Genomic DNA, 25901 nt, shown 5'->3' with positions numbered 1-25901 from the left:
TACCTTAGCTAAGGCTCAAGCTGCGATGATATGCTTCAACGGAGGGGTGTTCATGAGCCGTTTAAAAAAGTTTGCTGCCATTTTAATTTCCGGGACATCGCTGATCGCCGGGTGCAGTATTCTACCTTCTCCGGCCAGCATCATAAGGCCCCCGCAGACGGTCAGCACTCCTGTCGAAAACGAAGGGGATGTGGTCGCCGTTGTCCAGAAATTCCTGCCTCCGGGGGCACAGCTCGAACGGTATGGTTCAGGTCGCGCTATCAGCCAAAGGGACCTCGACGCTGTCGATGGCAAAAGCGAGATCCTGGCCGTTTACCGGGTCGGAGATAACACCAACGAAATCGGGGCTTTCGTGCTCAAATTCAAGGACGGTCAATGGCAGAAGGTATGGGAGCAGCAGGGTTTCGGATTTGCCCTGGATTTGCTGGAATTTGAGGACATAACCGGCGATGGAAAACCCGAAGTACTCATCGGAACCACCATCGGGGCCTCCGCCGGAAACGGCCTTGATATTTTCTCCTGGCATGGGGACACGCTGAAGAAGATTGCCGGAACGGGGTATCACAGGCTGGATATACTGCACCTTACCGGAAAATACAGCACCGAAAAGGGCTATGACGGACGGGCTCAGCTGGCGGTTTGGCAGAAGGACACCATCACCGCCATGGCCGTGGATGTGCTGCGCTGGTATGAAATCGGCCTGGTCCCTGCGGAAGACCTGTATCCGGAGTATTTTCCAAAAGTAGTTGAATACTATGAAGAACAGCTTAAAAAAGCACCCGACGCACCGGTTATCTGGTATTACCTGGCCGATGCCCAGCAGAAGGCGGGCATGCCGGAGAAAGCTTTGAAATCTGTAGAAAAGGGCCTTTCGCTAAAAGGGGATTACCCGCCGGATTATAAGTTTATGATAGTGAAAGCCAGGGCGCTAAATGACCTGGGCCAGTACGACAGAGCCATAGGACTTTTGAATGATGTTATAAAGGCGAAAGCGCCCGAGCTTCCCGGCAGCCGGCAGCAGGAGGAGCCCGCATATTTGAAGAAAATCAAAGCCGAGGCTTTGATTGACATGGGCAAAAGCTATGAAAGCCTCAAGCAATACGATAAAGCGGAGGATTGTTACCGCCGGTCCATGGAAATAACAGAGACACTATTTAAGGAAGACTCCATCGAAAAGACTCTGGCTTTGATGCCGGCCGGTAAAGCCCTGCGGCGCTTGAAAGGCGTCAGGGGATACGAAAAGATTTATCGGTACATGGCTTCTATAAAACCCGAGGAAAGGTGGCAGAAAATACAGGACATCGATAAATGGGGCAAGGACCAGGGTATCAGTATAAACCATCTGCTGGCCGAAAATACTGAAGGAGACCTTCCGCTGACTTTACTGGTGGATTTTACTTCGGATTCTCAAGTGCTGGGCGGCTATGTAGACGGCCATGCCATATTCTGGTGGGAAAAGGATGAGCTTTATTCCCAGGTGTTCTATTCTGCCAACGATGATGAGCACGGATTTTCCCCGACTTTTACCGTCATGGACGCCCGCCTTTCCACCGGCCGGAACAATACGGTGGAAATGGGGGTAATATACGATTCCGCCACCGGCGGCAGCGGAAGCCCCATTCCCGCGTACAGGCTGCTTCGTCTGGAGGGCGGCGAGTGGAAGGTAATATGGTCATCATCCCACCCCGCCGCCCGGTGGCCTAACGTGCGATCAAGGGTTTCTTTTACAGGGCGGGGTCTTTCGGAGCTTACAATGGAAGGAGACCTTTGGGGCTTTAAAGATGGGAAGGAAGATATTTTCATGGAGAGCAACCCGGGGCCTCACAGGCGGTTTGAGGCCAGATGGGTTCGCGAATTTGGGACTAAGGGGACTCCCGAAGGGGCTGCTTCGGGCGATGATTACGTTCTCATGAAATTCAATGTCGTTCCCTCGGCGTATAACACCCTGGTGAATTTCATATACGCCCTCAGCACCGCCGATGAAGGTGAGGCCGAAAGGTGGGTGACCGGTAAAGCCCTCATCGACAGGGCGAAAGAGCTGAAATTAGTGCAGGACCCTCTCGGCCAGAAGTGGCAGATAGATCTTAGCGATCCGTCGGGGGAGCGCCGGGGCCCAATAAGGATAATCTCGGGCCCGGCACAAGGGGTGGAAATAAGATTTATAGAAAAGGGCGGCCAGTATCTGATTTCGGAAATTAAAAAGTAGGAGGCATTAATAAGGGGCGAATGTAAAAGATCTATTCGCCCTTTTTCAATGCTTCCTCGACGGTTTTTAAAACGGCAGTTGGCAGTCGGTGGAGGAAGGTTGATATTAAGTAGAAATGATATAATTAAATGGATAGGGTATAAAAGGAGGCCGGTTTAATGAGCAGAAGCATATCACAACCTTTAATTTATTTAATTTATTCAGGTGCCCCTGCCTTTTTCTTCTCCTTAGCTTTTACAGTAAGTCAAATATACCGAATTGATATGCTGCACTTAAACCCCTTTCAGCTTGTACTGGTGGGTACGGCGCTGGAAATCTCTTGCTTTATTTTTGAGATACCGACTGGAATTGTGGCGGACATGAGAAGCAGAAAGCTTTCGGTTATTATAGGGCTTATATTAATGGGCATAGCATTCGTAATAGAAGGAACCATTCCCCTATTCATGTTCTTTATGAGGGAGCAAACTTTACACCATCTCCTGCAGAAGACCGAAAATCCTGGGGGCAGATGAGGCATACCTTTATGGAAGGTGTTAAATTCATAAGAGGGAAGTCGGTGTTAATGCTGATGATGGCTATTTCCTTATTATACGGATTATATATTGAAGGTTTCGATAGATTGTGGACAGCCCATTTTTTAACGGACATAGGCTTCCTGACTGCAGTAAATACAAAGCCGGTGGTTTGGATTGGAATTATAAATGGAAGTGCAATGCTGCTGAGCATACTGGCAGTTGAATATATAAAGAGAAGGATGGAGAAGACGAGGGAATTGGAACGGGTTTTTATATTGGCCCTAATTAATGTATTTATGGTTATATCCATGATTTTATTTGGATTATCAAGAAACTTTAGCATGGCTTTATTCATGTATCTTACATACGGACAAATAGACGCTTTAGGCCAAATTATAGGAGGTCCCATTATTGGGTTAATAGCGTTGAAGATTTCAATTCCTACAGCAATAGTAGCGTCAGGGATTATCTTATCACCCGTAATTGTTCTGTTTATTTACGGGGTGCGTTTGACAAGGAAAAAATTCATGGTTTGGCAATGAAAATTGCTGGGGGAAAGGGGGAGCTTATTTTTCTATCTTGTCCCCAGCCGATATACCGCACCTCCCAAAATATCGTCCCCTTAATGTCTAACGCCGGCGCTGGCGTTTAATCCCCTCTATTTCGCCATCTCTTTCTCTAAGTTCAACTTTTAAAATAATGAAGCTCGAAGTTAGGTAGCGGATTGGAATTTCCTGCGAAAAGGCCAAGGGACTTTTTAGAAGATCATAGCGCCTGCTTACAAGGTATAATTTCCTAAAAAGATTTTTTTTGATATCGAAAAGATTCTTTTGTTCGCAAATGGTACCTGAAGCTAAGCTTTTCGGAGCGAAAATCAAACCAATGTAGCGCAATAACTTTAATTTCATAAAATCCACCTTGTAAAAGCGGAACGGATCACAATCCGCGAAATCATAACGTGAAAAGTTAAAAACGGGGATGGTACCGCAAAGATCCTTGGAATACCTATTCTTAATATCATATAGCTGGCGTTGCAGTTGTATAAATGCGGTGGAATTTAAATTGAATTGAAGCGGTAGCTCATTTACCCTGGTGCCTTCTATTTGAAAAAGTTTAAAAGTAGAACCCATTTTAAATAGGGCCAAAGCATAACCGCAATCGTGTATAACCGCACAACCCCTGGCGATCTGGATCAAAGGTGCAACTTCGTGATATACGCCGCAGGACCCCGGTAAAAAATCAGCCTCTAAAAAGACAGCTTCATTTTCCACCCAGTATATTCCAGGGTTAAGAGGGGAAAAGAAGCTTTTTATTTGATATATCAAAGGCAAGGCGGAAACCAAAAAATTTCCGGCAATTATAAGAACCTTTTCCCGCTGGTAAAATCCAAGATGGGGGTAATCCCTAGAGGTTAAAATTTTCTCCTTTCCGAAATTTACCATTATGGATACTACCTTGCTTTCCTGTTTCGGATACACCAAGCCAAAAGGAGATATGGTAGAAATTACGCTGGCATTTTTTATGAGACTCAAATTTTCTTCAATTTTTTCTGCCAAATTTTCCGGGGTTGATTGTAAAATCTTTACATTATTGAGCAAATAATACGGATAAGCCGGAACATCACCGAATAGTTCGGGTGCGATCCTAAAGTGGATTATCGGAAAAACGCAATCCTGTCTTTCGGAAAAAAAAGGGGCGGAAAGGTATATTTTTTCCACATCATCCTTTGATACTCCTAAGACCGAAACACAGTGCAAAAGTTTTTCCGAAAAGTTTTCTAGACAAAATCTTCCTTCATACAAAATACTTTTACCGGAAGATGCTATAATCGTTCCGGTCCTACCGTTTTTTAAAATCCCTAGAGCTATCTTCAAAAATATACCCCCCTGTAAAAGTCCTTGTATATCTTTTCCAGAGGCATGTAAATCGTGCGGTAGCCAAAACACTGGGGCCCGACCACATCCAAAGCTTTATTTATTCTAAGTCTGAGCGGTGCCGGTAAACCCAAAAGCGTTAAAGGCTGTCCCTCATAAAATTCGTTGTTATTGACGGGTTTCAGCTTGTCAAGGTCAATAGCACAAATCAGATCCGGCACGCTAGCGGCTATATGTCCATTTTTGAAAGCAAGCAAATTTTCGTATTGAAATAAAAGCTGCAGTTCATCTCCTTTAGAAACGAGCGTTGCTGCCTTCCACTTGGAGGTGGAAAATATAGATATATTTTTTATAGTACCCTTAAAAATCTCAACCACGGGGCCGTAAAAGGAGTTAGAAGTAACTTCCAAAAGCAAATCCACCAACTCACCGTAGCTTTCGGCCTTTAAAAAGCACTCTCCTATTTCCCGGGCAAAACTGATGGTTTTTGGTAACAGCACCTTTCTTAAAACGGATCCCGGGTAGGGAAAACCAGCAAAATACCCCACTCCTCCCTTTTGGCAAACTATTTGACGGGTATTTAGCTCCAAAAGAAACGTATCCTGCTTTTCGAGGAAAAGGTGGACGTTATAAGTACCATCTACCAATACGAGAGGGGTCACGGGCAGATTTTCTAGATGATATGTGGTCATCTGCAGTTCGGGAAAAGCCCTACCCATAGCATCGCCGTCCACTACCGGTAGCCCCGTTTTAAGAGCCGCCAAAAGCGGATAGAAAATGTTTACCCCCGCACCTTCTACCACCGAAATTCCGCGAAATTCAATTCCCGTATACCTTTCCAATTCCTCAATTGCAATTTTTATTTCTTTCCCAGAGGGAAGGTTTTCTTCTGTAAGCTCCGGTGAGCCCAAAAAGCCTACACCGCAAAAAAAATCGCCGCCGGGTAGGTCCTCAATACCCATCAAAGGAATATCCTTGTCTTTAAGGTATTTATCTAGCAAAGAAGCTAAAAGTTCGCTTTTCCCCCCACCACCCGAACCGAGAAATATGCTGCCGTACCAAAGGGGTTCGATCCAACTTGACGTTATCCTTTGCATCCTACCACCTACTTTAATTTGTATTTTTTAAGCCAACGATATAGGGTAGCTAAACTTATGCCCATTTCGCAGGCTATCGTTTTTTTCGCATGCGTAGACCTTCCGTATTTTTCCAACATGATTTCCAATTGGTTTTTCAATTTATCCTCGTCGCTTGTCAAAAATTCTCCCTTCGAATCATCGATTGTAGGTATCTCGGGGGGCATTCCGTTTTGAAGGTACTTAGGTAAATATTGTGGTGAGATGACATCTTCCTTGCAAATCGATGCCGCATAGGTTACCACGTTCTTTAATTCCCTTATATTACCTGGCCAGTTATAATTTTGCAGGATTTCAAACGCTTCGGGGCTGAATACCTTAAAACACTTATCCTGCTCAAGGCAGATGTTTTTAAGATAAAAATCCAAAAGGAGCAATATATCATCCCTTCTTTCGCGCAAGGGTGGTATGTTGATGGGAAAAACGTTTAGCCTGAAAAAAAGGTCCTCCCTAAACATTTTCTTATCTATTAATTCCTTTAAATTTTTATTGGTAGCAGCAACAACCCTTATATCTACGGGTCTCAATGCCATAGCTCCTATTCTCTCAACGCGCCTATCTTCCAAAACCCTCAAAAGCTTAGCCTGAAGCGGCAAAGGCATGTCCCCGATTTCGTCGAGGAATATGGTTCCCCCATCCGCCAGCTCGAATTTTCCAGGTTTACCCCCTCTCCGGGCACCTGTAAAGGAACCATCCTCGTATCCGAAAAGTTCGCTTTCCAAAAGATTTTCAGGGATCGCAGCACAATTTATCGCAATAAAGGGATTATCCTTTCGGGAACTTAAGTTGTGAATATAGCGCGCGAATAACTCCTTTCCGGTACCGCTTTCTCCCTGAAGAAGCACCGTATGGTCCGTCTCCGCTATTTGCCGCAAAAGTCGTTTAATCTCAACAAAATGGGGATTTTTTCCTACCAAGGCAAAATAATGATCCTTAATTTTTTGTGCATCATTTTCCTTTTTCTTTATAGACTTAGTCCTCCACAACAAAATGCCTTCTGTATCGCCGTTTCTTATAAATTTATGGTAATAATAATTTCCCAGTGCCGTTTTTGTAATACCTTCGGGATCGGAGGAAATATTGAGTTTTTCCCGACCCTCTGAAAAAGGCAACTGATAGGGGGAAATACATTGGCTCAAAAGCAGCCTTTCGCTTTTATCAAAGAGCAAAAACTCCATATTTAACTGATTAGCCAAAAACTTTAATGCATTTTCGACAAGGCTAATATCATTAGTTTTTTCTTCCAAAATTAACGACTTTTCATAAGCCACGAACAATAACTTGACAATTGTAGCGGGCAGAACTTTTAAAGTTTTATCTTTCGGCAACCCTAATGAGAAATTTTCCTTATTTAATTGAAAAGAAATTACCAAATCGTAGGGACATTCTTTTGCAATCGGGCACTTTTCACTACAGGGCGGTGAAAAAACGTCGTAGCCCGAAGCCCTAAGAAATATATAAGTTTCGCATTCCTTTTTTATTTTTTCTAAGCCCAGATCTTCTGCGAGGAGCTCCTCCAATTCTCTTCTCATACTTTATCACCAAGAAATAATGAGAAATTATGATAAAAATCAACGTACGATTTAAAAAATAACGGAAGTTTTATATAATACTTTACTCCAACAGCAATTGATATGTCAATATGTCCCCGCAAAAACATACTTCTTGGCCCTTTTTTCCCCCCTATTAGAACAAATCCGCGGCGAAGTATTGGCACGGTATTTGCTATACATTCCCACCATCGAAACAGAACCCATAAATCAGCACTAAATAAAAACCAAGGAGGAGGTATTCTCAATGGAACAGCACGCACTGAATCCGATCCCAAAAAACGAAAGGAGGTCCTGGTATAACATAGCATTAATATGGGCTGGCGCCATGATATGCGTGTCATCTTTAATGGTAGGTGGCGCAATAGTTCAAGGAATGCCCATCTTAAAGGCCATAGCCGCCGGAGCCATCGGGTATACTATAATAATCGTATTTATGACCTTTCAGGGGATGCAGGGTTCCGACTTAGGAGTTCCAACGGTTGTAGTATCATCTTCCGCCTTCGGCAGGGAGGGAGCGCGCTTTATTATTTCAACCATCCTTGCCGTTTCCACAATAGGATGGTTCGGAGTGCAGGCAAACGTAGCCGGCTCGGCTTTTTCCCAAATAATAAACCTTTGGCTCGGCATAAACATCCCCGTCTGGTTGAGCGGACTACTCTGGGGAATCATCATGCTCACAACTGCAGTATACGGGTTTAGGGCTCTCGAATTCTTAAACTACATCGCCATACCTTCTTTGATCATCCTTTCCCTTTGGGGCCTTGCAAAAATTTTTTCATCTTACGGCATGACGAATATTATAAACTACGTTCCCAAGGAAAATTATTCCTGGAGCTATGCCATAGGCCTTTCCGTAGGAGGTTTTGCGGTAGGCGGTGTAATCGCCGCCGATTTTTCGAGATACGCAAATAACAGGAAGGATGCCATGCTATCGGGATTCGTGGGGGTATGGCCTACGGGAGTGTTTCTCCTCATTGTCGGAGTTCTTCTTACGGTAGTCAGCGGCACTTACGATATTACCATAGCTGTAACAAAACTCGGCCTGGGATTCATCGGTGCGGTAATTCTCGTTTTAGCCACGTGGACCACGAATACCGTCAACGCTTACTCGGGAGGATTAGCCATAATTAACCTCTTCAAAATGAAAAACGAATTAAGGCCTCTTATGACCTTCATTGCCGGAGCTGTGGGAACAGTCCTGGCCGTCATGGGATTTTTGAATTATTTCACTTCCTTCCTCACTTTACTCACAGCTGGTATTCCACCGATTGCCGGCAGCATGATAGCCGATTACTGGATATTGAAAAAAGGCAACAAAAAACTGTGGGAGTCCGAAATAACCGATATCAACTGGGCCGGAATAATATCCTGGATTTTAGGTTTTTTAGCAGCCATGTTTTTGAAAACAGGTATCTCTGCCATAAATGGTATAATCATTTCCATGATATCTTATCTTGTGCTTTACTATCCACTAAAAGCCTATAAAACGAAAACCGCAACCAACTTCAAGGAGGTTTAGAACGATGAAAAAATCCGCAGAAAGATTGGAAAAAATCGATTTAGAAGCCGTGGAAGATATCGCAGTGGGTGCCGCCTTGCTGGGTACCGGCGGAGGCGGTGACCCTCACGTAGGTAAACTTATGGCAATTCAATCAATTCAAAAGAACGGTCCAGTGAAATTAATAGATGTCGAAGACGTACCTGATGATGCACTGGTAGTCCCCGTTGCTATGATGGGAGCACCGACGGTGCTGGTAGAAAAAGTGCCTTCAGGAAGGGAAATTTTCAATGCCTTTGAAAGCCTCCAAAACTTCCTCGGAAAGGAAGTATTCGCCGTCCTTCCCATCGAAGCAGGAGGGGTAAATTCCATGATTCCCATAATGGTTGCAGCGGAAAAGAAGGTTCCTCTGGTTGACGTGGATGGCATGGGAAGGGCCTTCCCCGAACTTCAAATGGTGACGTACCACCTTTTCGGAATCTCCGCAACACCCATGGTTTTGGCCGATGAAAAGGGAAATTCCCTGCTCTTAAAAACCATCAATAACTTTTGGACAGAAAGCCTCGCGAGAAACGCGACGGTCGTAATGGGCGGTTCGGTCATGATAGCGATTTACCCGATGACCGGGAAGCAGGTAAAACAGGCAGGTATTAGAAATATTGTATCTTATTCCGCACAAATAGGAAGGGTAATTCGGGAAGCCCTTAAAAGGGGAGACGATCCGATAGAAGCACTTTTAAAAGCGACAGATGGCATACCGCTCTTCAAAGGAAAAATATCCGATGTTATAAGGCGCACCACGGGAGGTTTTGTCCGCGGAGAAGCTTATCTTGATGGAATCGACCAGTACAAAGGCGAATCTTTTACGATTAACTTCCAAAACGAAAATTTAATAGCGCTCCGGAACGGGAAGGTCGTAGCAACGGTACCGGATCTAATTTGCGTGGTAGATGCCCATACCGGACTCCCCATAACCACCGAAGGGTTGCGCTACGGGCAAAGAGTATTCGTTCTAGGAATACCTTGCGACGAAAAGTGGCGAACCGAAAAGGGAATACAAACCGTGGGACCCCACTATTTCGGATATGACGTTGACTATATACCGGTAGAAGAACTCAATCTGCAATAGGAGGTATGGCAAAAATGGAGTACCGTCTCGGGATCGACGTGGGCGGCACCAATACCGATGCCGTCCTAGTAGATGAAAATTTAGAGGTCATTGAAAGCGTTAAGGTACCTACAACCAAAGACGTTTCCAGCGGAATATACGAAGCAATGAATAAGGTTTTGGAAAAAAGTAAAATCGACCGTAAAAGGGTTAAATACGCCATGCTCGGCACGACCCATGCGACAAATGCCATCGTTGAAAGAAAAAGGCTTTGCAAAACAGCAATAATTAGAATCGGCTATCCGGCAACATCAGCCATTCTTCCGCTGGTGGGTTGGCCGAAAGATCTCATTGATGCCGTGGGAAATTACCATTACCTCATTTCGGGAGGCCATGAATTCGACGGCAGGGAAATAAGTCCTTTTGAAGAAGAGGCCCTTTTTAAAATAGCGGAAGATATCAAAGCCAATAAAATTGAAAGCATCGCCATAATCTCGGTATTTTCTCCAGTTAACAATGCTCATGAATTAAGGGCAAAAGATATACTTCAAAGAATCGTGGGGGATATCCCCATATCCATGTCCCACGAAATTAGCTCCCTAGGCCTTCTCGAAAGGGAAAATGCCACTGTTTTAAATGCGATGCTGGTCGAAGTTGCACGTACCACTGCCAACGGTTTTAAAGAAGCCTTAAAGCGCGAAGGCCTGACAGAAGCTAGGGTTTACCTTTGCCAAAACGACGGAACGCTAATGTCCATAGAATATGCCATGCGTTATCCAATTCTTACTATCGCCTGCGGTCCCACTAATAGCATTCGAGGTGCGGCATTTCTAAGCAAATTGGATGATGCGCTGGTCCTTGATGTCGGTGGAACCACCAGCGATATAGGAGTAATTTCCCAAGGGTTTCCAAGGGAATCATCCATCGCCGTTGAAATAGGAGGGGTAAGGACAAACTTCAGAATGCCCGACTTAATCTCGATTGCTTTAGGAGGAAGCACAATAGTTCGCGAAGAAAACGGAGAAATCAAAATAGGACCCGAAAGCGTGGGTTACAGGATAACCGAAGAAGCCTTAGTCTTCGGAGGAAATACAATAACAGCTACGGATATAGTGGTGCGCCTTGGACTTGCTGATATAGGATCAAAGGACAAGGCAAAGGATATTCCCCTTGAATTTGCCCTGCGGGCATACGAAAAAATGCAGGAAATGATTAACGAATCCGTGGATAAGATGAAAACCAGCAAAAATCCCCAACCCCTCGTTTTGGTCGGCGGCGGAAGCATCATCGTTGGTAACGAAATCACCGGTGTAAGCGAAATAATAAGGCCCAACAACTACGGAGTTGCTAATGCACTAGGTGCGGCCATAGCTCAGGTAAGCGGAGAGATTGACAGCATCTTTTCCTTAAGCGAAATGAGCAGGGACGAAGCCCTGAATAAGGCAAAGCAAAGGGCTAAAGATGAAGCGATAAAAGCCGGAGCCAATCCGGAAACGGTGAAAATCGTTCAGGTAGAAGATATTCCTCTTGCGTACCTTCCGGGAAATGCCATTAGAATCCGTGTGAAAGCCGCGGGAAATTTAGGCTCATAAAAAATTTAGGCGGCCTTTTTGTGGTCGTCTAAATTTTTTTTCATATACTGGCCCTTTTTCAGGCTGAAGGTATCAATAACAACATTATAGGATAAATTTCAATTCTTCCTATTACATGCATAACGATAATGCGATTTTACTCAAAATGGTCTTTTGATGCCGGATTTAAAATGGTGGATTGGTAAATAAAGTTATTAAAGGGACGTCAATTATAGGTGTCCTTTTATCATAAACCGGCACGCAGTTTATTACGTCCCGTTGCAGGCAGTAGTCTATGTCCTTTTCAAGGCCCAGGCCAAGAAGCCTTTTGAAATGTGCGGCATGGGATATGAAAGCTTTAAGGTCGTGCCGGTGTTCCAGATAAAGGTCCCGGCAGGCGAAGGCCAGGTCCGAAAGTTCCGGAATTTCGTTCATCCTTTCGATATTCCTGACCAGGCTGTCCACGATTAGGCCGGCGCAGGCGGCATCGTCCAGCGAGAATTCCCCCAGGGTGCCGGCGCATACCACCGCCACACCGGGGGTTTCGCTGGACAGAGCAAACTGGAGGGCTTTTCCGGCCGCCGCTGAGGCATTCAAAAAACATCCTATGAGGATGTGCTCGGCACTTTCGGAAGCTTTTATGGCTTTTGTGCCATTACTGGTGGTGAGGATCACCGTTTTTCCCGCCACCAGTTCTTTTTTGTATTCGAGCGGCGAATTTCCCAGGTCAAAACCCGGAATCTTTACAGCCCCTCTCTCCCCTCCAAGAAGCGAATTGTACTTAAGATCCCTCGCCAGACGAAAAGCATCCTCCACCGAAGGCACCGGGATGACCCTTTCTGCGCCGTTATGAAGAGCGGTGGTTATGACGCTGGTAGCCCTCAGCACATCTATAACTATTGCGGTTTTTCCATTCAGATCCTTCACGCTCTGCGCTGTGGGGTAAACTTCAATGAACATTTTCTTCTCCTCACAATTTCAAGTTTATCGAAAACCTATATACCTTTTTTAAATGCTTCCTCAACGGTTTTCAGAACAAACTCCGCATCTTTAATTGCCATTTCGGCATCATCGGGTCCGTATTCTTCAGTAGGAATAAAATCTTCAGCACCGTAAAAACTCAGTTCTCTTTCCTTGCGTAGGCGTTTAGAAATGCTTTTGATTCTATCGAGGTGTTCCTGCAAGATTTGAGGGAGCGATTCTTTATGCTTTTCGAGTACGCGACCCACGTCGTGTATTTTCGGTACTTCTACGCCTATAGCCCTCAACACAGCTTTTAATAATAGTTCTACCATTTCTTGAGCTTCCCTAACCACATCTGAATAAGCACCATTTTCATAATAAAAGCCCAGTGCTTTGAAGCGAACCCTTGCTTTTTCTAGATAGGCTAAAGTTAAGGCATCTACTTTCATAATTTAGTACCCCCTATAAATCCTCTTTTTTCCGTTTCCCACTCCCAAAAGTTACCGAATTCTGACTTTCTTGCACCATATCGGTCCATTAAATTTTTTGTAGACTCGATTATACGGCATATAATACCCTCCGGGTCAAACAAGATTTTACTATGCTCGGTTAAGTCAAAATAAACAGGTTGAAACTTTAATGCTTCTTCTTTTGAGAGAATATAGGGAGAGAGCTCGCAAAGGATATCCTCTTCTTCATATAATTGTTGCCCTAAGGATTCATGTACAATTTCCACATTTTCCACAAATTCTTTGATTCTCCGGCTGAAACCCGGGGCTTTTTTTAAAATAATCAACAGGTCCAGGTCGGAATTTTTCCGGTTTTCTCCCCTGGCATAAGAACCGAAAATTGCAAGACCCATAAGTGAATCCTTATAGTATTCAATTACCCGCTTAAGCACGCAAATAAGATATTGTTGGTGAAGCAAAGAGAAAGTCTTCAGCTCGGAAACGCATTTTTCAATATAATCCATGTAAATCACCATTTTTTAATATTCTTAAAGAAATTATATCAATCGAGAAAGTATATATCAACTTACAAGGCGTTGACCCCGAGTTTTGTAAGCCAAATACCCATGTGATATATTGCTGGTGGCGCGGTGAGAAAGCCTTAAGTTTATGAGGGCTTGCCCACCTTTGTAACCGTACATGCAATAATTCGTATTTTATTGAATAGATTCAGTATAAGCTGATAGCTAACTCACAAGGGGGAAAGCGACCATGTCCCATACAAAAAAGCCCAGCATGATTCCTTCGGGGCCGGGGTTTACGCCGTATATGCCCGATGATCCTACGGATGAAGAAAGGTACGATCTGCTACGCTATGCGCTGGCGAAAGGGGGGCGGCTTGGAGATTTTGACAATATATTAAAGGTGCTTGGGCCGCCTCCCGATATTACGACCATTGCCTCGCCGGGAGAATTTAGAGGTGTAAAGGTAGGAATTATCGGTGGCGGTCTGGCGGGGCTCTCCGCCGCCTTTGAGCTTCGCAAGCTGGGATTCGATATCACCGTATTCGAAGCCCTGGAAGACCGCATAGGGGGAAGGATCTATACGTACTATTTTGACGAGGAAAAAAAATATTACGGCGAACTGGGGGCTATGCGGTTTCCCGTTTCCCACGAAACCACATGGCATTATATCAACCTTTTTAAACTGCACACCCGCCCCTTCGTCCAGACCAATGAGAACGCGTTTCTCTATGTACACCGCGTCCGCGTAAGGAACGATGCAGAAGGAAGGAACGTAATGGAAAGGATCTACCCGAAGTTCGATTTGGCCGAGTGGGAAAAGAGGATGCCCTGGGAGGACCTCCTCTTTTACGCTCTTGAAACGCCGCTTTTGCGAATTCCGGAGGAGGTCCGCCCGGAAACGGTGGAAGTCAGGCCCATGTATAGTCCGGAAATAGTGTATTGGGACTATTTCAGCGTACGCAGGGTGATGGAGGAGGCGGGACTCAGCCAGGATGCCATCTATCTCCTGGGAAGTTTATCTCCCGGTGTTGGCTCATTTTTGTATAACGGTTATACAGAATTTCTTCAGGAAGTGTATCCCTCTGCCTTCACCTTCCTGTATGAAATAATAGGAGGTATGGTCCGCCTTCCGCTGGCTTTTTACGAATCGCTGACGAACCCGAATCCGAAAGAATACCCCGGTATCCCTGCCCGACTTTTGGGCAGAGTAACGTGGCGAAGAGGTACCTGGGTGGACGGAATATTTAGACATCGAAAAGACGGAAGGGTAACCCTCAGGTATAAAACAAAATATATGAGAGAATGCCTTCAGGAAGATTTTGACTATGTGGTATGCGCAATACCATTTTCGACCCTCAGGATTGTCAAGATAGATCCTCCTTTCAGCAACAGAAAGATGCAGGCGATAAAAGAGGTGAATTATATCGAGGCCCAGAAAACCCTTTTTCTCTGCAAGTTCCGCTTTTGGGAACTTGGCGGGCCCGGCGAGAGAATTGTCGGCGGAGCAAGTTATACAGACCTGCCGATCCAACAAATTCGGTATCCATCGGACCATGCGCGGTGCCATTCAAAATGGAAGGAGAGGGTGCGCAGGGGTTTCTTTGTGTCGCCGGCGGACAGCTGGGATATGAGACACGGGTATTCACCTGATGAACCGGGGGTTCTTCTGGCCTCTTATAATCTAACATTGGATGCGGCCCGCCTGGGGAATATACCCGATGACGCGGCCTTTGAAATAATAAAGCGTCAGGTGGAGGAAGTCCACGGATTGCCCAAAGGATATCTTGACCCCGTAGTTGTTGACTTTGCCAGAATCAGCTGGGGTAGGCAGCCAACCTTTTTAGGGGGGTTTTGTTACTATTTTCCGGAGCAAAAGCGAATATTTTCCTGGGCGTCGGCGCTCCCCGAATACGACGGCAGGGTATACTTCGCAGGAGAACATATATCCGGGACCCATGGCTGGGCCAACGGTGCATTGAAGACTGGTATGGAAGCGGCTAACGCGATCGCCCGGTCAGCGAAGGCGGCAAAAATATATTGACGTAAATTTTTTAACATAACGTGTCTATACAACTATACATATATATGGTAAACTAATTGTGGAGGTGTCCCAATGCTGGACAAAAAAAGCCCGATACCCGCCTATTTTAGATTGAAACAGATAATCAGGGATGAAATAAAAAGGCAGGACCTGAAACCCGGGGACCCGCTGCCCTCCGAGAGGGAATACTGCGAGCGCTTCGGCCTCAGCAGGATGACCGTGCGGCAGGCTCTGAAGGAATTGGAACTGGAAGGCGTTATCGTCAGGGAAAAGGGCAGGGGCAGCTTTGTGGCCATCCCCCGTATAGAACAGGAAGGCCTCATGAGTTTTACCGAGATGGTCATGAGCAGAGGGATGACGCCCCGGACCGAAGTGGTTGAATTTGACAGCATTCCCGCCGGTGAAATGGGAGAGTTTCTCGGTATAGATTTGAAAGAAGAAGTCTACAGGGTGGCTAGATTAAGGAAAGCCGACAGGGTACCGGTAGCGGTGGAGACCGTATACATCCCCGTATTGCTGGTGCCGGATTTTGAAAAAATAGACCTAAGCGGTTCTTTATACGAACTTTTGAGTACCCGGTACGGAATCGAAGTCAGGAGTTCCAGGACCAGTTTTTCGGCGGTGCTCTCCACTCCGGATCTCGAAGCGCTTTTGATGCTGGAGGAGACCATGCCCTTGTTGAAGGTGGAGAGCGTCTACTTTCACACAAAGCCGGTTTTTTACGAGGTTTCCTATTACAGGTCAGATCAGTTTAAAATAACGGTAAACCTCAACCGGTGATAGATGGGGGGAGTTTTATGAAGTTAATTATCGCCGGGGACTATCAGGAGATGAGCAGGATTGCGGCTAACATAATAGCGGAGGAAATCAAAAAAAAGCCGGACCTGGTGCTGGGCCTTGCTACGGGGAGCACGCCGCTCGGCACCTACAGGGAACTGGTGCGAATGTATAAAGAAGGAAAACTCGACTTTTCCCGGGTAATAACCTTCAACCTGGACGAATACTACGGCCTTTCGCCCGATGATCCCAGGAGCTACCACTACTACATGTACAGGAACTTCTTCGACCACGTAAACGTAAGGCCGGAAAACATCCATATTCCCGACGGAACGGCCCCGGACGTGGAAGAGGAATCCCGCAGGTACGACGAAGAAATAAAAAAGTTCGGCGGAATCGACCTGCAGCTTCTCGGCATCGGCGTAAACGGCCACATAGGCTTCAACGAGCCGGGTGATGAGCTCCTGACCGCCACCCACCTGACCGATCTTGCGCCCGATACCCTGACAGCCAACGCCCGCTTCTTCGGGAGCATTGACGAGGTTCCTAGAAAAGCCATAACAGTAGGCCTGGGTACCATAATGCAGGCGAAGAAAATCCTGCTTTTGGCCAGCGGCCCCGAAAAAGCCGCTATAATGGCGGAACTTCTGGATGATGATGCGGTTTCCACCAGGGTGCCCGCTTCGTTTCTGCTTCTCCACAGGGACGTCACTGTTATAATGGATAAAGATGCGGCCGAAATTTACAAAAATAGGGCAAAAAAGATAGACGCTGCGATACAGCCGGCGTCTGATTTCTAGGGGGTGGTGTAAAATGAAGGTGCTGATAAAAAACGCCCGGGTGATAACTCCCTATGAGGTGCTGGATGACCATTGGGTTCTGGTTCGGGACGGCAGGATTGCGGAAGTGAAAAAAGGGAGGGAACCCGCCGAAAACTTCGACTTAGTGGTGGATGCAGGGGGTAACTACCTGGCGCCCGGTTTTATCGACATCCACAATCACGGCAGTTACGGCAGGGACTTTATGGAGGCTACACCCGGGGCTCTGGAGACCATAGCTGAATTTCACCTGAAAAACGGCGTTACCGGATTCCTGGCAACAGTACTCACGGCACCTTTTGAGGAGATGAAAAGGGCGGTTAAAAATGCGGCAGGTTTTATAAAAATCCAGAGGCCGGATAAAGCGAGGTCAAAGCTTTTGGGAATTTATGTGGAAGGGCCGTATTTTTCAACTGCAAAAAAGGGAGCCCAGCCCGCAGAATACATAAGGAAACCCGATACGGCCGAACTGGACGAGCTCCTTCGCCTTTCGGAAAACAGCATCCGGGTGGTGGCGCTGGCTCCGGAAGCCGCCGGTGCCGGGGATGCCATATCTTTTCTCAAGGAAGGAGGTATCGTGGCCGCTATGGGCCACACCAATGCCACCTACGATGAAGCAAAGCGCGGGATAGATCTGGGCGTGACCCTGGCAACCCATACCTTCAACGGTATGAGGGGATTCGATCATAGGGAGCCAGGTGCCGCCGGAGCTGCACTAACCGACGAGAGGGTTTACTGCGAGGTGATCTGTGACGGCATACACCTACACCCTGCGGCCGTGAAGTTGATACTTAAAGTTAAAGGCAAGGAAAAGGTAATCCTCGTATCAGATGCAATGATGGCAGCCGGGCTTTCCGACGGCGAATACACCCTAGGGGGCCAGCAGGTCTTTGTGAAAAACGGCGAGGCCCGCTTGAAAAACGGAACCCTGGCGGGTTCCACCCTCACCCTCGACAGGGCGGTGCGCTATTTGGTCAAAACCTTGGGGGTTCCATTGCATGATGCAGTGCGGATGGCAAGCCTAAACCCTGCCAGAGTGATAGGGCTGTCGCGAATGAAGGGTAGTATTGAGGTGGGGAAGGATGCGGACATGGTAATATTTGACGGTAATCTGAGTATAAAAAGCGTTGTTGTGGGAGGAGAAGTCTTTAATTTCGGCAATTAGGAATCGCTTAAACAGGCTGTTGAAATCACTGAGGTTCGGGGTATATATTGATAAATTATATCGAATTAATGTTATAATGTCCTAATAATCTCAGAAATCCCTTTAGCTTTAATCCGCCTCAATGGACTAATAATGGAGATAAATGTTATTAAAAGGAGGACAATTAATATCAACACAATTTGTATAAACGGAAACTTCCATATATCAAGAAGCTTTGTAAGAAAATTATGAATTATAATCTTCTGCAACGCTATACCCATAATGCATCCCGCAATATATCCTGTCATGCTATATGTGAGCGCTTCTACCAGTACCATTTTCTCTAGCTGTACACCAGTCATCCCTATTGCCCGCATGACCCCTAGATATCGAGTTTTTGCTTCTACACTGGTATTCATGGTATTAATGATGTTTAAAGCACTGATTAGTGCAATTACTACTACAAATCCATATACAAAAACTGCCATTGTTATAAAGTGTCTATTAATCTCTGCATTTTTCTGGCGTAGGTCATAAAACGAAACCGAGTCGTCTAAAATCTCCTTAATTTCATTTACCGTCTTCTCCTGCCCTTGATTTTTAAGCTTAATGTCGATAACTTTTATCGTTGAATCTCTCGTCAGTTGGGTATACATCTTCTCGGTTGTGATAAAAGTAGTCATAGTAGGTTCAGAACTGCTGAATGGAACAGTACGAAGAATTCCCATTACGGTCATTTCTTTTGCCCCGTCAGGTGTTTGTATATAAACCTTGTCTCCCAATTGCAAATTTGTAGTTTTAATTCCTATGCCATTTCTTAATGTTTCGGCGACTGCTACGATTCCATTATGTTTATTCAACTTTTCTTCCGAAAGCTCTCCCTTAATCAAATCTTCCTTTGCCCACTGCAATTGGTTTTTGTCATAAGAGATCAGCCAAGATTTTTCGGGTGGTATAAACAACCCATTTTCCGTTGTTTCAATTTTGCCAACGATATCTTTATATGCAGGGGTTAATCTTGAAGCATCAAAGGTAGCATATACATAACTGAACATTCTGCGTGAAACCTTATTTACACCACTCAATTCGGAGATATTTTCATAAAGGCTACTGTCTAATCCCTGTTCCGAAACAATCGAGATATCCGGAGTGTAGGGTTTTGTTGTTTTGAGTGAAGAATGCACGAAATCGATAAATACCTGAAAGCCTAAGAACATCACAATGCTAATGGCAATAGACGAGGACATCAAAAAGAGCGTTTTCTTTTTTAAAACAGCATTGTTGATACCCATGGCAATTTCAGCAGGAAGTATTTTTGTTAAATACCCGTGCTTTTTATTTTTACTAATTCTAATTTCACTAATTTCCGTTACAGCATTAACAGGAGATGCCTTTGATGCCTTTTTTGCAGGTACATAGGAAGCAAGAAATACAGTCAGGAACCCGTCCAAGACACCTGCAACTATTCCTAAGAAACTGATATTAAACAGAGGTATTTCTCCAAAAATGCTGCTATTATAGAATTTGAGCACTGCACAGCATAGAAATGTTATGAACATGCCTATCGTTAATCCTATGGGAATAGCTCGTAATACGATAATCAGTCCTTCTTGTATTACCATCTTTTTGATTTGTTTCTGCGACGCACCAATACAGCGCAAAAGTCCGAATTGTCGAACTCTTTCCATCACTGAGATATTAAAAGTGTTGTAAATCATCAAAAAACCAGCAATAAGGACGATACAAAATAAAATGCATCCGGTTATATAAATGCCTATAACAAAACTGTTAGTGCTTTGTCCAATAAGCGCTAACAGCCGTTCATTACGCGCTATTCTATCATCTTTTATGCTCAACGCTTCCTTTATTTCAGCTTCTGCTTTAATAATATTTACACCGTCTTTAAACAACACAACATAATCCATTTTGATTCCAGGGACAAGCTCCTTAGCGCCGTTAATGGATAATAATATCCCCGGAACTCCTGCTCCTTTTGTATTACTTAAGTCCTTGTAAACACCACTTATAACAAATTCCCTAGTTATCCCGTTTTTCAACGCAATTTTCACTTTATCCTTGATTTTTAATCCTTTCAGTTTTTCCATTGCCCAATTTTCTAGCATAAGCTCGTTTTTTTCAGTAGGATACTTACCTTTAATGAGCTTGATATTCATATTTTCGGCAAAGTTTGGATCAATAGCTCCGAGTAGGCATTTAACACCATTGATTGTTCCCTCTTCCAGATCTATCCATCTCCCTGCATTTTGTACATCAACACGACTGCCGATTATCTGAATTTCTTCTTCGGTTACTTCTTTTACAACAATGTGGTAATTTCCAAAGTCTTGGATGACCTGTACCTTTTGAAATTCTAAAAACACATCTAACATGGAAAATATGCCGGTGACAAGGGCTACAGCTATGACAACGCTGGTGATAACTAGTCTTGTTCTTTTTTTATGAGCAGATAAATATTTCGGGACAATAGAAAGATAACTATTCATTTTTGTCTGCCCCCTAGCTCGGTCAGTATGCCATCCTCTATATAAAACACACGGTCAGCATAAGACATAAAATTTTGATTATGAGTGATCATTATCAACGTCTGCTTATACCTTTCAACACACATTTTCAATAAATTGATGACATCTTTGCTATTTTTACTATCCAGATTTCCAGTAGGTTCATCAGCAAGAATAATAGCTGGTTTTGTGGCGAGTGCCCTAGCTATAGCTACTCGCTGTTGCTGACCTCCGGAAAGCTGGTTCGGCAAATGATGCTTTCTTTCTGCAAGACCTAAGATATCAAGGAGTTCATTTATATACTTCTCATCGGGTTTTCGATAATCCAATAGCATTGGGAGGACTACGTTCTCCTCCACATTAAGTTCAGGAACCAGGTTGTATGCTTGAAAAATAAACCCTATATTCCGTCTGCGAAAAACGGTAAGTTCACTTTCTTTCATTGTAAAAATGTTTTTGCCATCTATAAACACCTTGCCGGAAGTAGGAACATCCAATCCGCCTATAAGATTCAACAGAGTAGTTTTTCCAGAACCTGAGGGTCCCGTTATGACAACAAATTCTCCTTTTGAAACGGAAAATGAAACATCTTTTAGAGCCTCCACTTTAGTTTCACCGGATCCGTATGTTTTGCTTAAATTCTTAACTACTAATACATTCAATTAAAACACCTCACTTATCTGGGAGAACGTCTTATAGGAAAGTTTTTATATTTAAATAGTAACATTTGACCCTTACTTTAACGTGAATTAAATCTTACAAATTTGAAAGCTTTGGGAATATCAGATTAAAGGCAGTCCCTTTACCTACTTCGCTCTCAACTGTAACAATTCCGCCGTGCATTTCAATAATGGTCTTTGCTAGAGTAAGCCCTATACCAACTCCATGTTTATCTTTTGAAAATCTGCTGCGATAAAATCTTTTAAAAATGTGAGGAATGTCCTCAGGATGAATTCCTGTTCCATTGTCTTTTATTGTAATTAGTATCAATGCAGGAGTTTCAGTGCAATGCACTTCAATTTTATCTTGAGCTTCGGTGTGATCTAGAGCATTTTTTATGATGTTGCTGAGCGCTTCTAGCAGCCATTCTTTGTCAAAATTCATAACAATATGTTCGTCACAATCAAGTATTATCTTTTTGCACTCAATTTCTGCTCGTGTTCGGAACCCTTCTATAACTTCTCTAAGGAAATCTTTTAGATTGTGCGTACTTTTTTCGAGTTTAATTGAGCCCGCGTCCAACTTTGCTAGTTTCAAAAGGTTTTGAATAAGTGATTCCATCCGGATAATTTCGCGTTCAATTTTTAACGAGAAACTTTTTACCACATTATTTTCAATATTTTCATTTAGTATAATTTCGTTATACATTTTAAGTGCGGCAAGCGGTGTTTTCAGTTGATGCGATATATCAGAAATCGTATCTTTTAAAAATTTCCTGTTCTGTTTTTCTCTTTCAATATGTGCGACTTGTGAAGTTACTATTGAATTGATTGTAGCAAAAAGTTTGTGCAAACTATCTTCTCCCAGTTCGTCCAAACGGATATTGGTATTGCCAGCCATAAAATCCCGCAAACTTAAGTCAGCTTCCTCAATTCTTTTATAGTGCTGTAAAACAAAAAAAAGAATGGTCAGGCTACTTGTTACTGAAAAAGTAATGAAAAGTGCCAGCGAAATTGCTGCATTTTTTTGATAAAAGCGCTCTACTGAAGGAAGAAGATTGTTTTGAATTTCGCTGTTATATCCTGCCATTTGGAGTAACTTTCGACCTGCTTCTATATCTTCATTTGATTTTTCACATGTAAATGAACGAATAATCAACAATTTATCAATTCCTCTTCGCCTCATATATCCCGCAACCTCGTAATCATGCTGAAGCATATTCTGCTTATAGTCATTTGCGGAAAACATTATAGCAACTTGTCCTAATATTATAAATATAATGGATACTCCTGCCAGGGTAATAAATAGCTTTTTCACTTCTTTATTTATAAAAATTTTCATAGAGATCCCCAATCCCTCACTTTATAACATTCCAACGATAACCTAGTCCTCGAATCGTCACCAGAAATGCTGGATTGTCAGGATCATCTTCAATTTTTTCCCGGAGTCTGCGAACATAGACCGATAGGGTGTTATTATCTATAAAGTTGCCATTATTGTCCCAAAGCCTATTCATTATGGTTTCTCTTGTTAAAATGGTATTTGGATGTTGCATTAGCAAGCATAAAAGCCGATATTCTGAAGCAGTAAGTTCAATCTCAAGGCCATTCTTCCATACACGATTTTCAAGAAGATTTACTGTTATACCATTGGAGTGAAGCTCATGATGGACGTTATTTGACAGTTTAGCACGCCGCAACACGGCATTAATTCTTGAAATCAGTTCGTTGAGCTTGAAAGGTTTTGTAATATAGTCGTCTCCTCCTATATCTAGCCCCACTACAATATTCACCTCATCATCTGATGCCGTTAAAAAAATAATTGGTACAGAGGAGGACTGACGCACTTTTTTGCATATTTCAAATCCGTTTCCATCAGGCAAGGTCAGGTCAAGGAGCAACAAATCATATTTTTTATTTTGAACTGCATTTAGTGCTTCTTTTGCTGTTCTTGCAATATCAACATTGAAGCCATTTTTTTGGAGTACAAATTTAAGACCGTCAATAAGGCTCAAATCGTCTTCAACCAAAAGGATGCTATTCATTTTGAGATTTTTCCTCCTTCACGGAGATTTTTCTGTTTTTCTTCCGCCAACTCGGCAAAATGGTTGGTTCCCCATACGCCTGCCAGTATCAGAAGTGCTCCGGCAGCCTGGTACCAGAAAAAGGGTTCGCCGCGGAAAATTACTCCGGCCAGTACCGATATGACCGTGGTCAGATTCGAAAACACCGCCGATTGGGATGCGGGAAGCCGCGACAGTGAATAGTTCACCAGGAAAAAGGCTATCACCGAAGAGCCTATCCCCAGGTAAAAGAGGGATACCAGGACCCTGCCGTCGGCGAGAGGGGCTAAAAAAGTGCCCGGATTTCCCGATTTCAGGTGCAGTATAAAAGCCACGGTATTGAAGAAAAGGGCCCCCACCCACATCATAACAAAAGTGACTTCAAACGGCGTGTATTCAGCGGAAAAGCGCCGGCTGGCAATGTTATAAAAAGCTGCTGAGAGCACGGCTCCGGTGAGGAACAAAAGCCCGTGCAGGTTGGCTTCACCGCCGTTTACACCCTGAAAGGCGGCTATGATAATCACACCCGATACTGAGAGGATGATGAAAAAAGTCTGGGCCGGGCTGGGGCGCTCTTTCAGCATGAGGGCGCTGAGAATGGCCACGAAGATAGGAATGAGTGCCATCATCATGCCGGCCTGTGAAGAAGAAGTGAGGTTTACCCCCATGGTCTCAAATGTGAAGTAGCAGACGGGCTGTAAAAAGGCAACCGCGAGAAGGGGCGCCAGCCTTCTGCCCCGCAGCGAAAACCTTATCACGCCCGTAGCCGCCAGCAATCCGATAGTGAAAGCTGCCAGGGCAAACCTGAAACCTATGAATCGAAAGGGGTCCACCCTTTCCAAAGCGTTTTTGGTGAACATGAAAGAAAACCCGAAAATAGATGAAAAACCCACTCCGGCAAGATAGCCTTTGGCTTTATCGAGGTTCATAACATCACCTTAAAATATAGTAACATAAAAATTAAAACCTTTGCAAAACAAAATTCGGCCTAAGCTTTTCGTCATTTCCTCGGAGGTGCTTTTCCGGAGCGGTGCTATGGCTTCCCGCATGGCGCAGCTTAGCGTAATCGACATCCTTTTCACCATCGTAGCCTGCAGGAAGTACGACGATATAATCAAATACCTGGAAAACACCAGTAAAGCGGTTGCCCCAAGAAAATATTAATTTTTTTGGGTAATGTTGAAGTCAAATTACAATAAATATAAAATTAAATGAAATTATACTTAACTCGTATTAAGAGGAATTCCGGTGTTTTTGATCGATTCGAAAAAAGCAAACAGAGCACCGTTTAAAATCAGGAATTAGTTTTTTATGCCCCTTCGTGTGGAAGGGGCCCTGCATCTACATTTCGGCAAATACCCTTATTATTTCGATTACCATGCGAGCGGTATCTACCAGGTCTTTGATGTGAATGTGTTCTTCCAGGGTATGGGGCTTCCTCTCTCCGATGCCTAGGTTTACGGCTTTGATTCTCATACCATTGAATATATTTGTATCGCTGCCTCCGCCGGTGGAACGGGTGTAGCCCGTAATACCTATGCGCTCTAAAGCCCTCTTTACGCCGCGGACTATATCGTCACTTTCTTCCACCCTGAAAGGTGGATACATCCTTGTCACTTCTATTTCGGCCCTGCCGCCGAACTCAGCGGCTGCTTTCTCGAAAGCCTCGACCATATGCCTGGTCTGGGCCGAAAGTTTTTCCTCACTCAGGCTTCTGGCCTCGGCTTTTACGGTTACTTCGGGTGTTACTATATTGGTGGCCTGGCCGCCGTTTATCACCCCGATATTCGCGGTAGTTTCCTCATCGATTCGAAGCAGTTTCATGCGGTCGATGGCACGGGCGGCCATCATTATTGCGCTGATGCCTTCCTCCGGTGCCACACCGGCGTGGGCTGCCCTGCCTATGAGCTTCACTTCGATTTTATCCTGGGCGGGGCCGGAGGTTATTATCTCACCGGGTGAACCTCCGCTGTCCAGGACGAAGGCGTACTTCGCCGTTAGAAGATCGGCGTTAAGATTACTGGCTCCCCTGAGGCCCCCCTCTTCCCAGATGCTAAAGACGACTTCCACGTCGCCGTGATCGATTGAATTTTCCTTTACGACCCTCAGGGCTTCCAGAACTGCGGCGATACCGGCTTTGTTGTCGGCACCGAGCACAGTGGTACCGTCGCTGTAAATGACACCGTCCTTTATAACCGGTTTTACACCTTCACAAGGCATTACGTTATCCATATGGCAGCTGAACAGAATGGCGGGAGCGCCGGGCTTGCCTTTCAGCCGGGCTATTACGTTGCCCGTCTCACCTCCGACCTTTTCGCCCGCATCGTCGACGGAGACCTTAAGGCCCAGCGTAGAGAGTTTTTCGATCAGCACCTGGGCCAGACGCCCCTCTTTGCCCGAGGGGCTGTCGATTTTTACGAGCTCCAGGAATTCGTTTATCAGCCTTTCCTCATTTATCATCAAAACCTCCCCTTTGCCCT

The 25901-nt window shown here is 44.6% G+C and carries 22 protein-coding genes and 1 pseudogene; 11 read left to right on the top strand and 12 right to left on the bottom strand.

Annotated features, from left to right (window positions below; genetic code table 11):
* Positions 1-52 precede the first annotated feature (52 nt).
* The 3 genes from LZ11_RS07040 to LZ11_RS07030 all read left to right on the top strand — a co-directional run bounded on the left by LZ11_RS07040 (position 53) and on the right by LZ11_RS07030 (position 3263).
* Positions 53-2206: a tetratricopeptide repeat protein gene (locus LZ11_RS07040; RefSeq protein WP_170240319.1), complete on the top strand. Its 2154-nt coding sequence runs from the start codon at positions 53-55 to the stop codon at positions 2204-2206.
* Between the two features lie 158 nt (positions 2207-2364).
* Positions 2365-2718, top strand: coding sequence for an MFS transporter (locus LZ11_RS07035; RefSeq protein ID WP_148867197.1), 354 nt, complete (start codon positions 2365-2367; stop codon positions 2716-2718).
* Positions 2719-2729: 11 nt separating this feature from the next.
* Positions 2730-3263, top strand: coding sequence for a hypothetical protein (locus tag LZ11_RS07030; RefSeq protein WP_148867196.1), 534 nt, complete (start codon positions 2730-2732; stop codon positions 3261-3263).
* An 87-nt stretch (positions 3264-3350) separates the two neighbouring features.
* Here the strand turns inward: LZ11_RS07030 and LZ11_RS07025 are convergent, their stop codons facing one another.
* The 3 genes from LZ11_RS07025 to LZ11_RS07015 all read right to left on the bottom strand — a co-directional run bounded on the left by LZ11_RS07025 (position 3351) and on the right by LZ11_RS07015 (position 7263).
* Entirely contained in the window at positions 3351-4319 is a 969-nt protein-coding gene (locus LZ11_RS07025) for a hypothetical protein (RefSeq protein WP_222927210.1), read from the bottom strand.
* Positions 4320-4591: 272 nt separating this feature from the next.
* Positions 4592-5692: a DUF917 domain-containing protein gene (locus LZ11_RS07020; protein WP_148867194.1), complete on the bottom strand. Its 1101-nt coding sequence runs from the start codon at positions 5690-5692 to the stop codon at positions 4592-4594.
* Between the two features lie 8 nt (positions 5693-5700).
* Complete coding sequence (locus LZ11_RS07015) at positions 5701-7263, bottom strand: sigma-54 interaction domain-containing protein (protein WP_148867193.1); 1563 nt, start codon at positions 7261-7263, stop codon at positions 5701-5703.
* 265 nt (positions 7264-7528) lie between these two features.
* Between LZ11_RS07015 and LZ11_RS07010 the strand changes: the two genes are divergently transcribed.
* The 3 genes from LZ11_RS07010 to LZ11_RS07000 are packed head-to-tail and all read left to right on the top strand — an operon-like array spanning position 7529 to position 11482.
* Complete coding sequence (locus LZ11_RS07010) at positions 7529-8803, top strand: cytosine permease (RefSeq protein WP_148867192.1); 1275 nt, start codon at positions 7529-7531, stop codon at positions 8801-8803.
* A gap of 4 nt (positions 8804-8807) precedes the next feature.
* Positions 8808-9911 carry an S-methyl thiohydantoin desulfurase family protein gene (locus LZ11_RS07005; protein ID WP_148867191.1) on the top strand — a complete coding sequence of 368 codons (1104 nt, stop codon included), beginning with the start codon at positions 8808-8810 and terminating at the stop codon, positions 9909-9911.
* A gap of 14 nt (positions 9912-9925) precedes the next feature.
* The gene (locus tag LZ11_RS07000; protein WP_148867190.1) at positions 9926-11482 is read left to right on the top strand and encodes a hydantoinase/oxoprolinase family protein; all 1557 of its coding nucleotides are present in this window, start codon (positions 9926-9928) and stop codon (positions 11480-11482) included.
* A gap of 165 nt (positions 11483-11647) precedes the next feature.
* On the opposite strand, the gene LZ11_RS06995 is transcribed toward LZ11_RS07000, so the two are convergent.
* The 3 genes from LZ11_RS06995 to LZ11_RS06985 are packed head-to-tail and all read right to left on the bottom strand — an operon-like array spanning position 11648 to position 13397.
* Entirely contained in the window at positions 11648-12421 is a 774-nt protein-coding gene (locus LZ11_RS06995; protein WP_148867189.1) for a 2-phosphosulfolactate phosphatase, read from the bottom strand.
* A 35-nt stretch (positions 12422-12456) separates the two neighbouring features.
* Positions 12457-12873, bottom strand: a complete 417-nt coding sequence (locus LZ11_RS06990; protein WP_148867188.1) for a HEPN domain-containing protein — start codon at positions 12871-12873, stop codon at positions 12457-12459.
* A complete protein-coding gene (locus LZ11_RS06985; RefSeq protein WP_148867187.1) occupies positions 12870-13397 on the bottom strand; it encodes a nucleotidyltransferase domain-containing protein in 528 nt (175 codons plus the stop codon). Before LZ11_RS06985 ends, LZ11_RS06990 begins: the two co-directional genes overlap by 4 nt.
* 247 nt (positions 13398-13644) lie before the next feature.
* Here LZ11_RS06985 and LZ11_RS06980 point away from each other — a divergent pair, with 247 nt between their 5' ends.
* The 4 genes from LZ11_RS06980 (at position 13645) to nagA (ending at position 18198) form a co-directional block, all read left to right on the top strand.
* The gene (locus LZ11_RS06980) at positions 13645-15438 is read left to right on the top strand and encodes a flavin monoamine oxidase family protein (protein WP_148867186.1); all 1794 of its coding nucleotides are present in this window, start codon (positions 13645-13647) and stop codon (positions 15436-15438) included.
* Between the two features lie 72 nt (positions 15439-15510).
* Positions 15511-16218 (top strand): GntR family transcriptional regulator, encoded by a 708-nt coding sequence (locus LZ11_RS06975; RefSeq protein ID WP_148867185.1) that lies wholly within the window; start codon positions 15511-15513, stop codon positions 16216-16218.
* 17 nt (positions 16219-16235) lie between these two features.
* Positions 16236-17015 carry a glucosamine-6-phosphate deaminase gene (nagB, locus tag LZ11_RS06970; RefSeq protein WP_148867184.1) on the top strand — a complete coding sequence of 260 codons (780 nt, stop codon included), beginning with the start codon at positions 16236-16238 and terminating at the stop codon, positions 17013-17015.
* A gap of 13 nt (positions 17016-17028) precedes the next feature.
* Complete coding sequence (gene nagA, locus LZ11_RS06965; RefSeq protein ID WP_148867183.1) at positions 17029-18198, top strand: N-acetylglucosamine-6-phosphate deacetylase; 1170 nt, start codon at positions 17029-17031, stop codon at positions 18196-18198.
* A 71-nt stretch (positions 18199-18269) separates the two neighbouring features.
* Here the strand turns inward: nagA and LZ11_RS06960 are convergent, their stop codons facing one another.
* The 5 genes from LZ11_RS06960 to LZ11_RS06940 form a co-directional block, all read right to left on the bottom strand.
* Positions 18270-20681 (bottom strand): ABC transporter permease, encoded by a 2412-nt coding sequence (locus LZ11_RS06960; RefSeq protein WP_148867182.1) that lies wholly within the window; start codon positions 20679-20681, stop codon positions 18270-18272.
* Positions 20678-21361: an ABC transporter ATP-binding protein gene (locus LZ11_RS06955; protein WP_148867181.1), complete on the bottom strand. Its 684-nt coding sequence runs from the start codon at positions 21359-21361 to the stop codon at positions 20678-20680. Before LZ11_RS06955 ends, LZ11_RS06960 begins: the two co-directional genes overlap by 4 nt.
* A 94-nt stretch (positions 21362-21455) precedes the next feature.
* Positions 21456-22700: a sensor histidine kinase gene (locus tag LZ11_RS06950; RefSeq protein ID WP_148867180.1), complete on the bottom strand. Its 1245-nt coding sequence runs from the start codon at positions 22698-22700 to the stop codon at positions 21456-21458.
* 16 nt (positions 22701-22716) lie between these two features.
* Positions 22717-23403, bottom strand: a complete 687-nt coding sequence (locus LZ11_RS06945; protein ID WP_148867179.1) for a response regulator transcription factor — start codon at positions 23401-23403, stop codon at positions 22717-22719.
* Positions 23400-24350, bottom strand: coding sequence for a DMT family transporter (locus tag LZ11_RS06940; RefSeq protein WP_148867178.1), 951 nt, complete (start codon positions 24348-24350; stop codon positions 23400-23402). The genes LZ11_RS06945 and LZ11_RS06940 overlap by 4 nt, the downstream gene beginning before the upstream one ends.
* 61 nt (positions 24351-24411) lie before the next feature.
* Between LZ11_RS06940 and LZ11_RS12870 the strand changes: the two are divergent.
* Positions 24412-24585, top strand: a pseudogene (locus LZ11_RS12870) (RpiR family transcriptional regulator); the annotation flags it as partial.
* Between the two features lie 177 nt (positions 24586-24762).
* On the opposite strand, the gene LZ11_RS06930 reads toward LZ11_RS12870, so the two are convergent.
* Entirely contained in the window at positions 24763-25881 is a 1119-nt protein-coding gene (locus LZ11_RS06930; RefSeq protein ID WP_148867177.1) for a M20/M25/M40 family metallo-hydrolase, read from the bottom strand.
* Positions 25882-25901 lie beyond the last annotated feature (20 nt).

The organism is Thermosediminibacter litoriperuensis, from assembly GCF_008124715.1.
GTDB classification, from domain to species: domain Bacteria; phylum Bacillota; class Thermosediminibacteria; order Thermosediminibacterales; family Thermosediminibacteraceae; genus Thermosediminibacter; species Thermosediminibacter litoriperuensis.
Note: the sequence above shows the minus strand (reverse complement) of the source record. Positions and strands in the feature narration are given on the sequence as shown.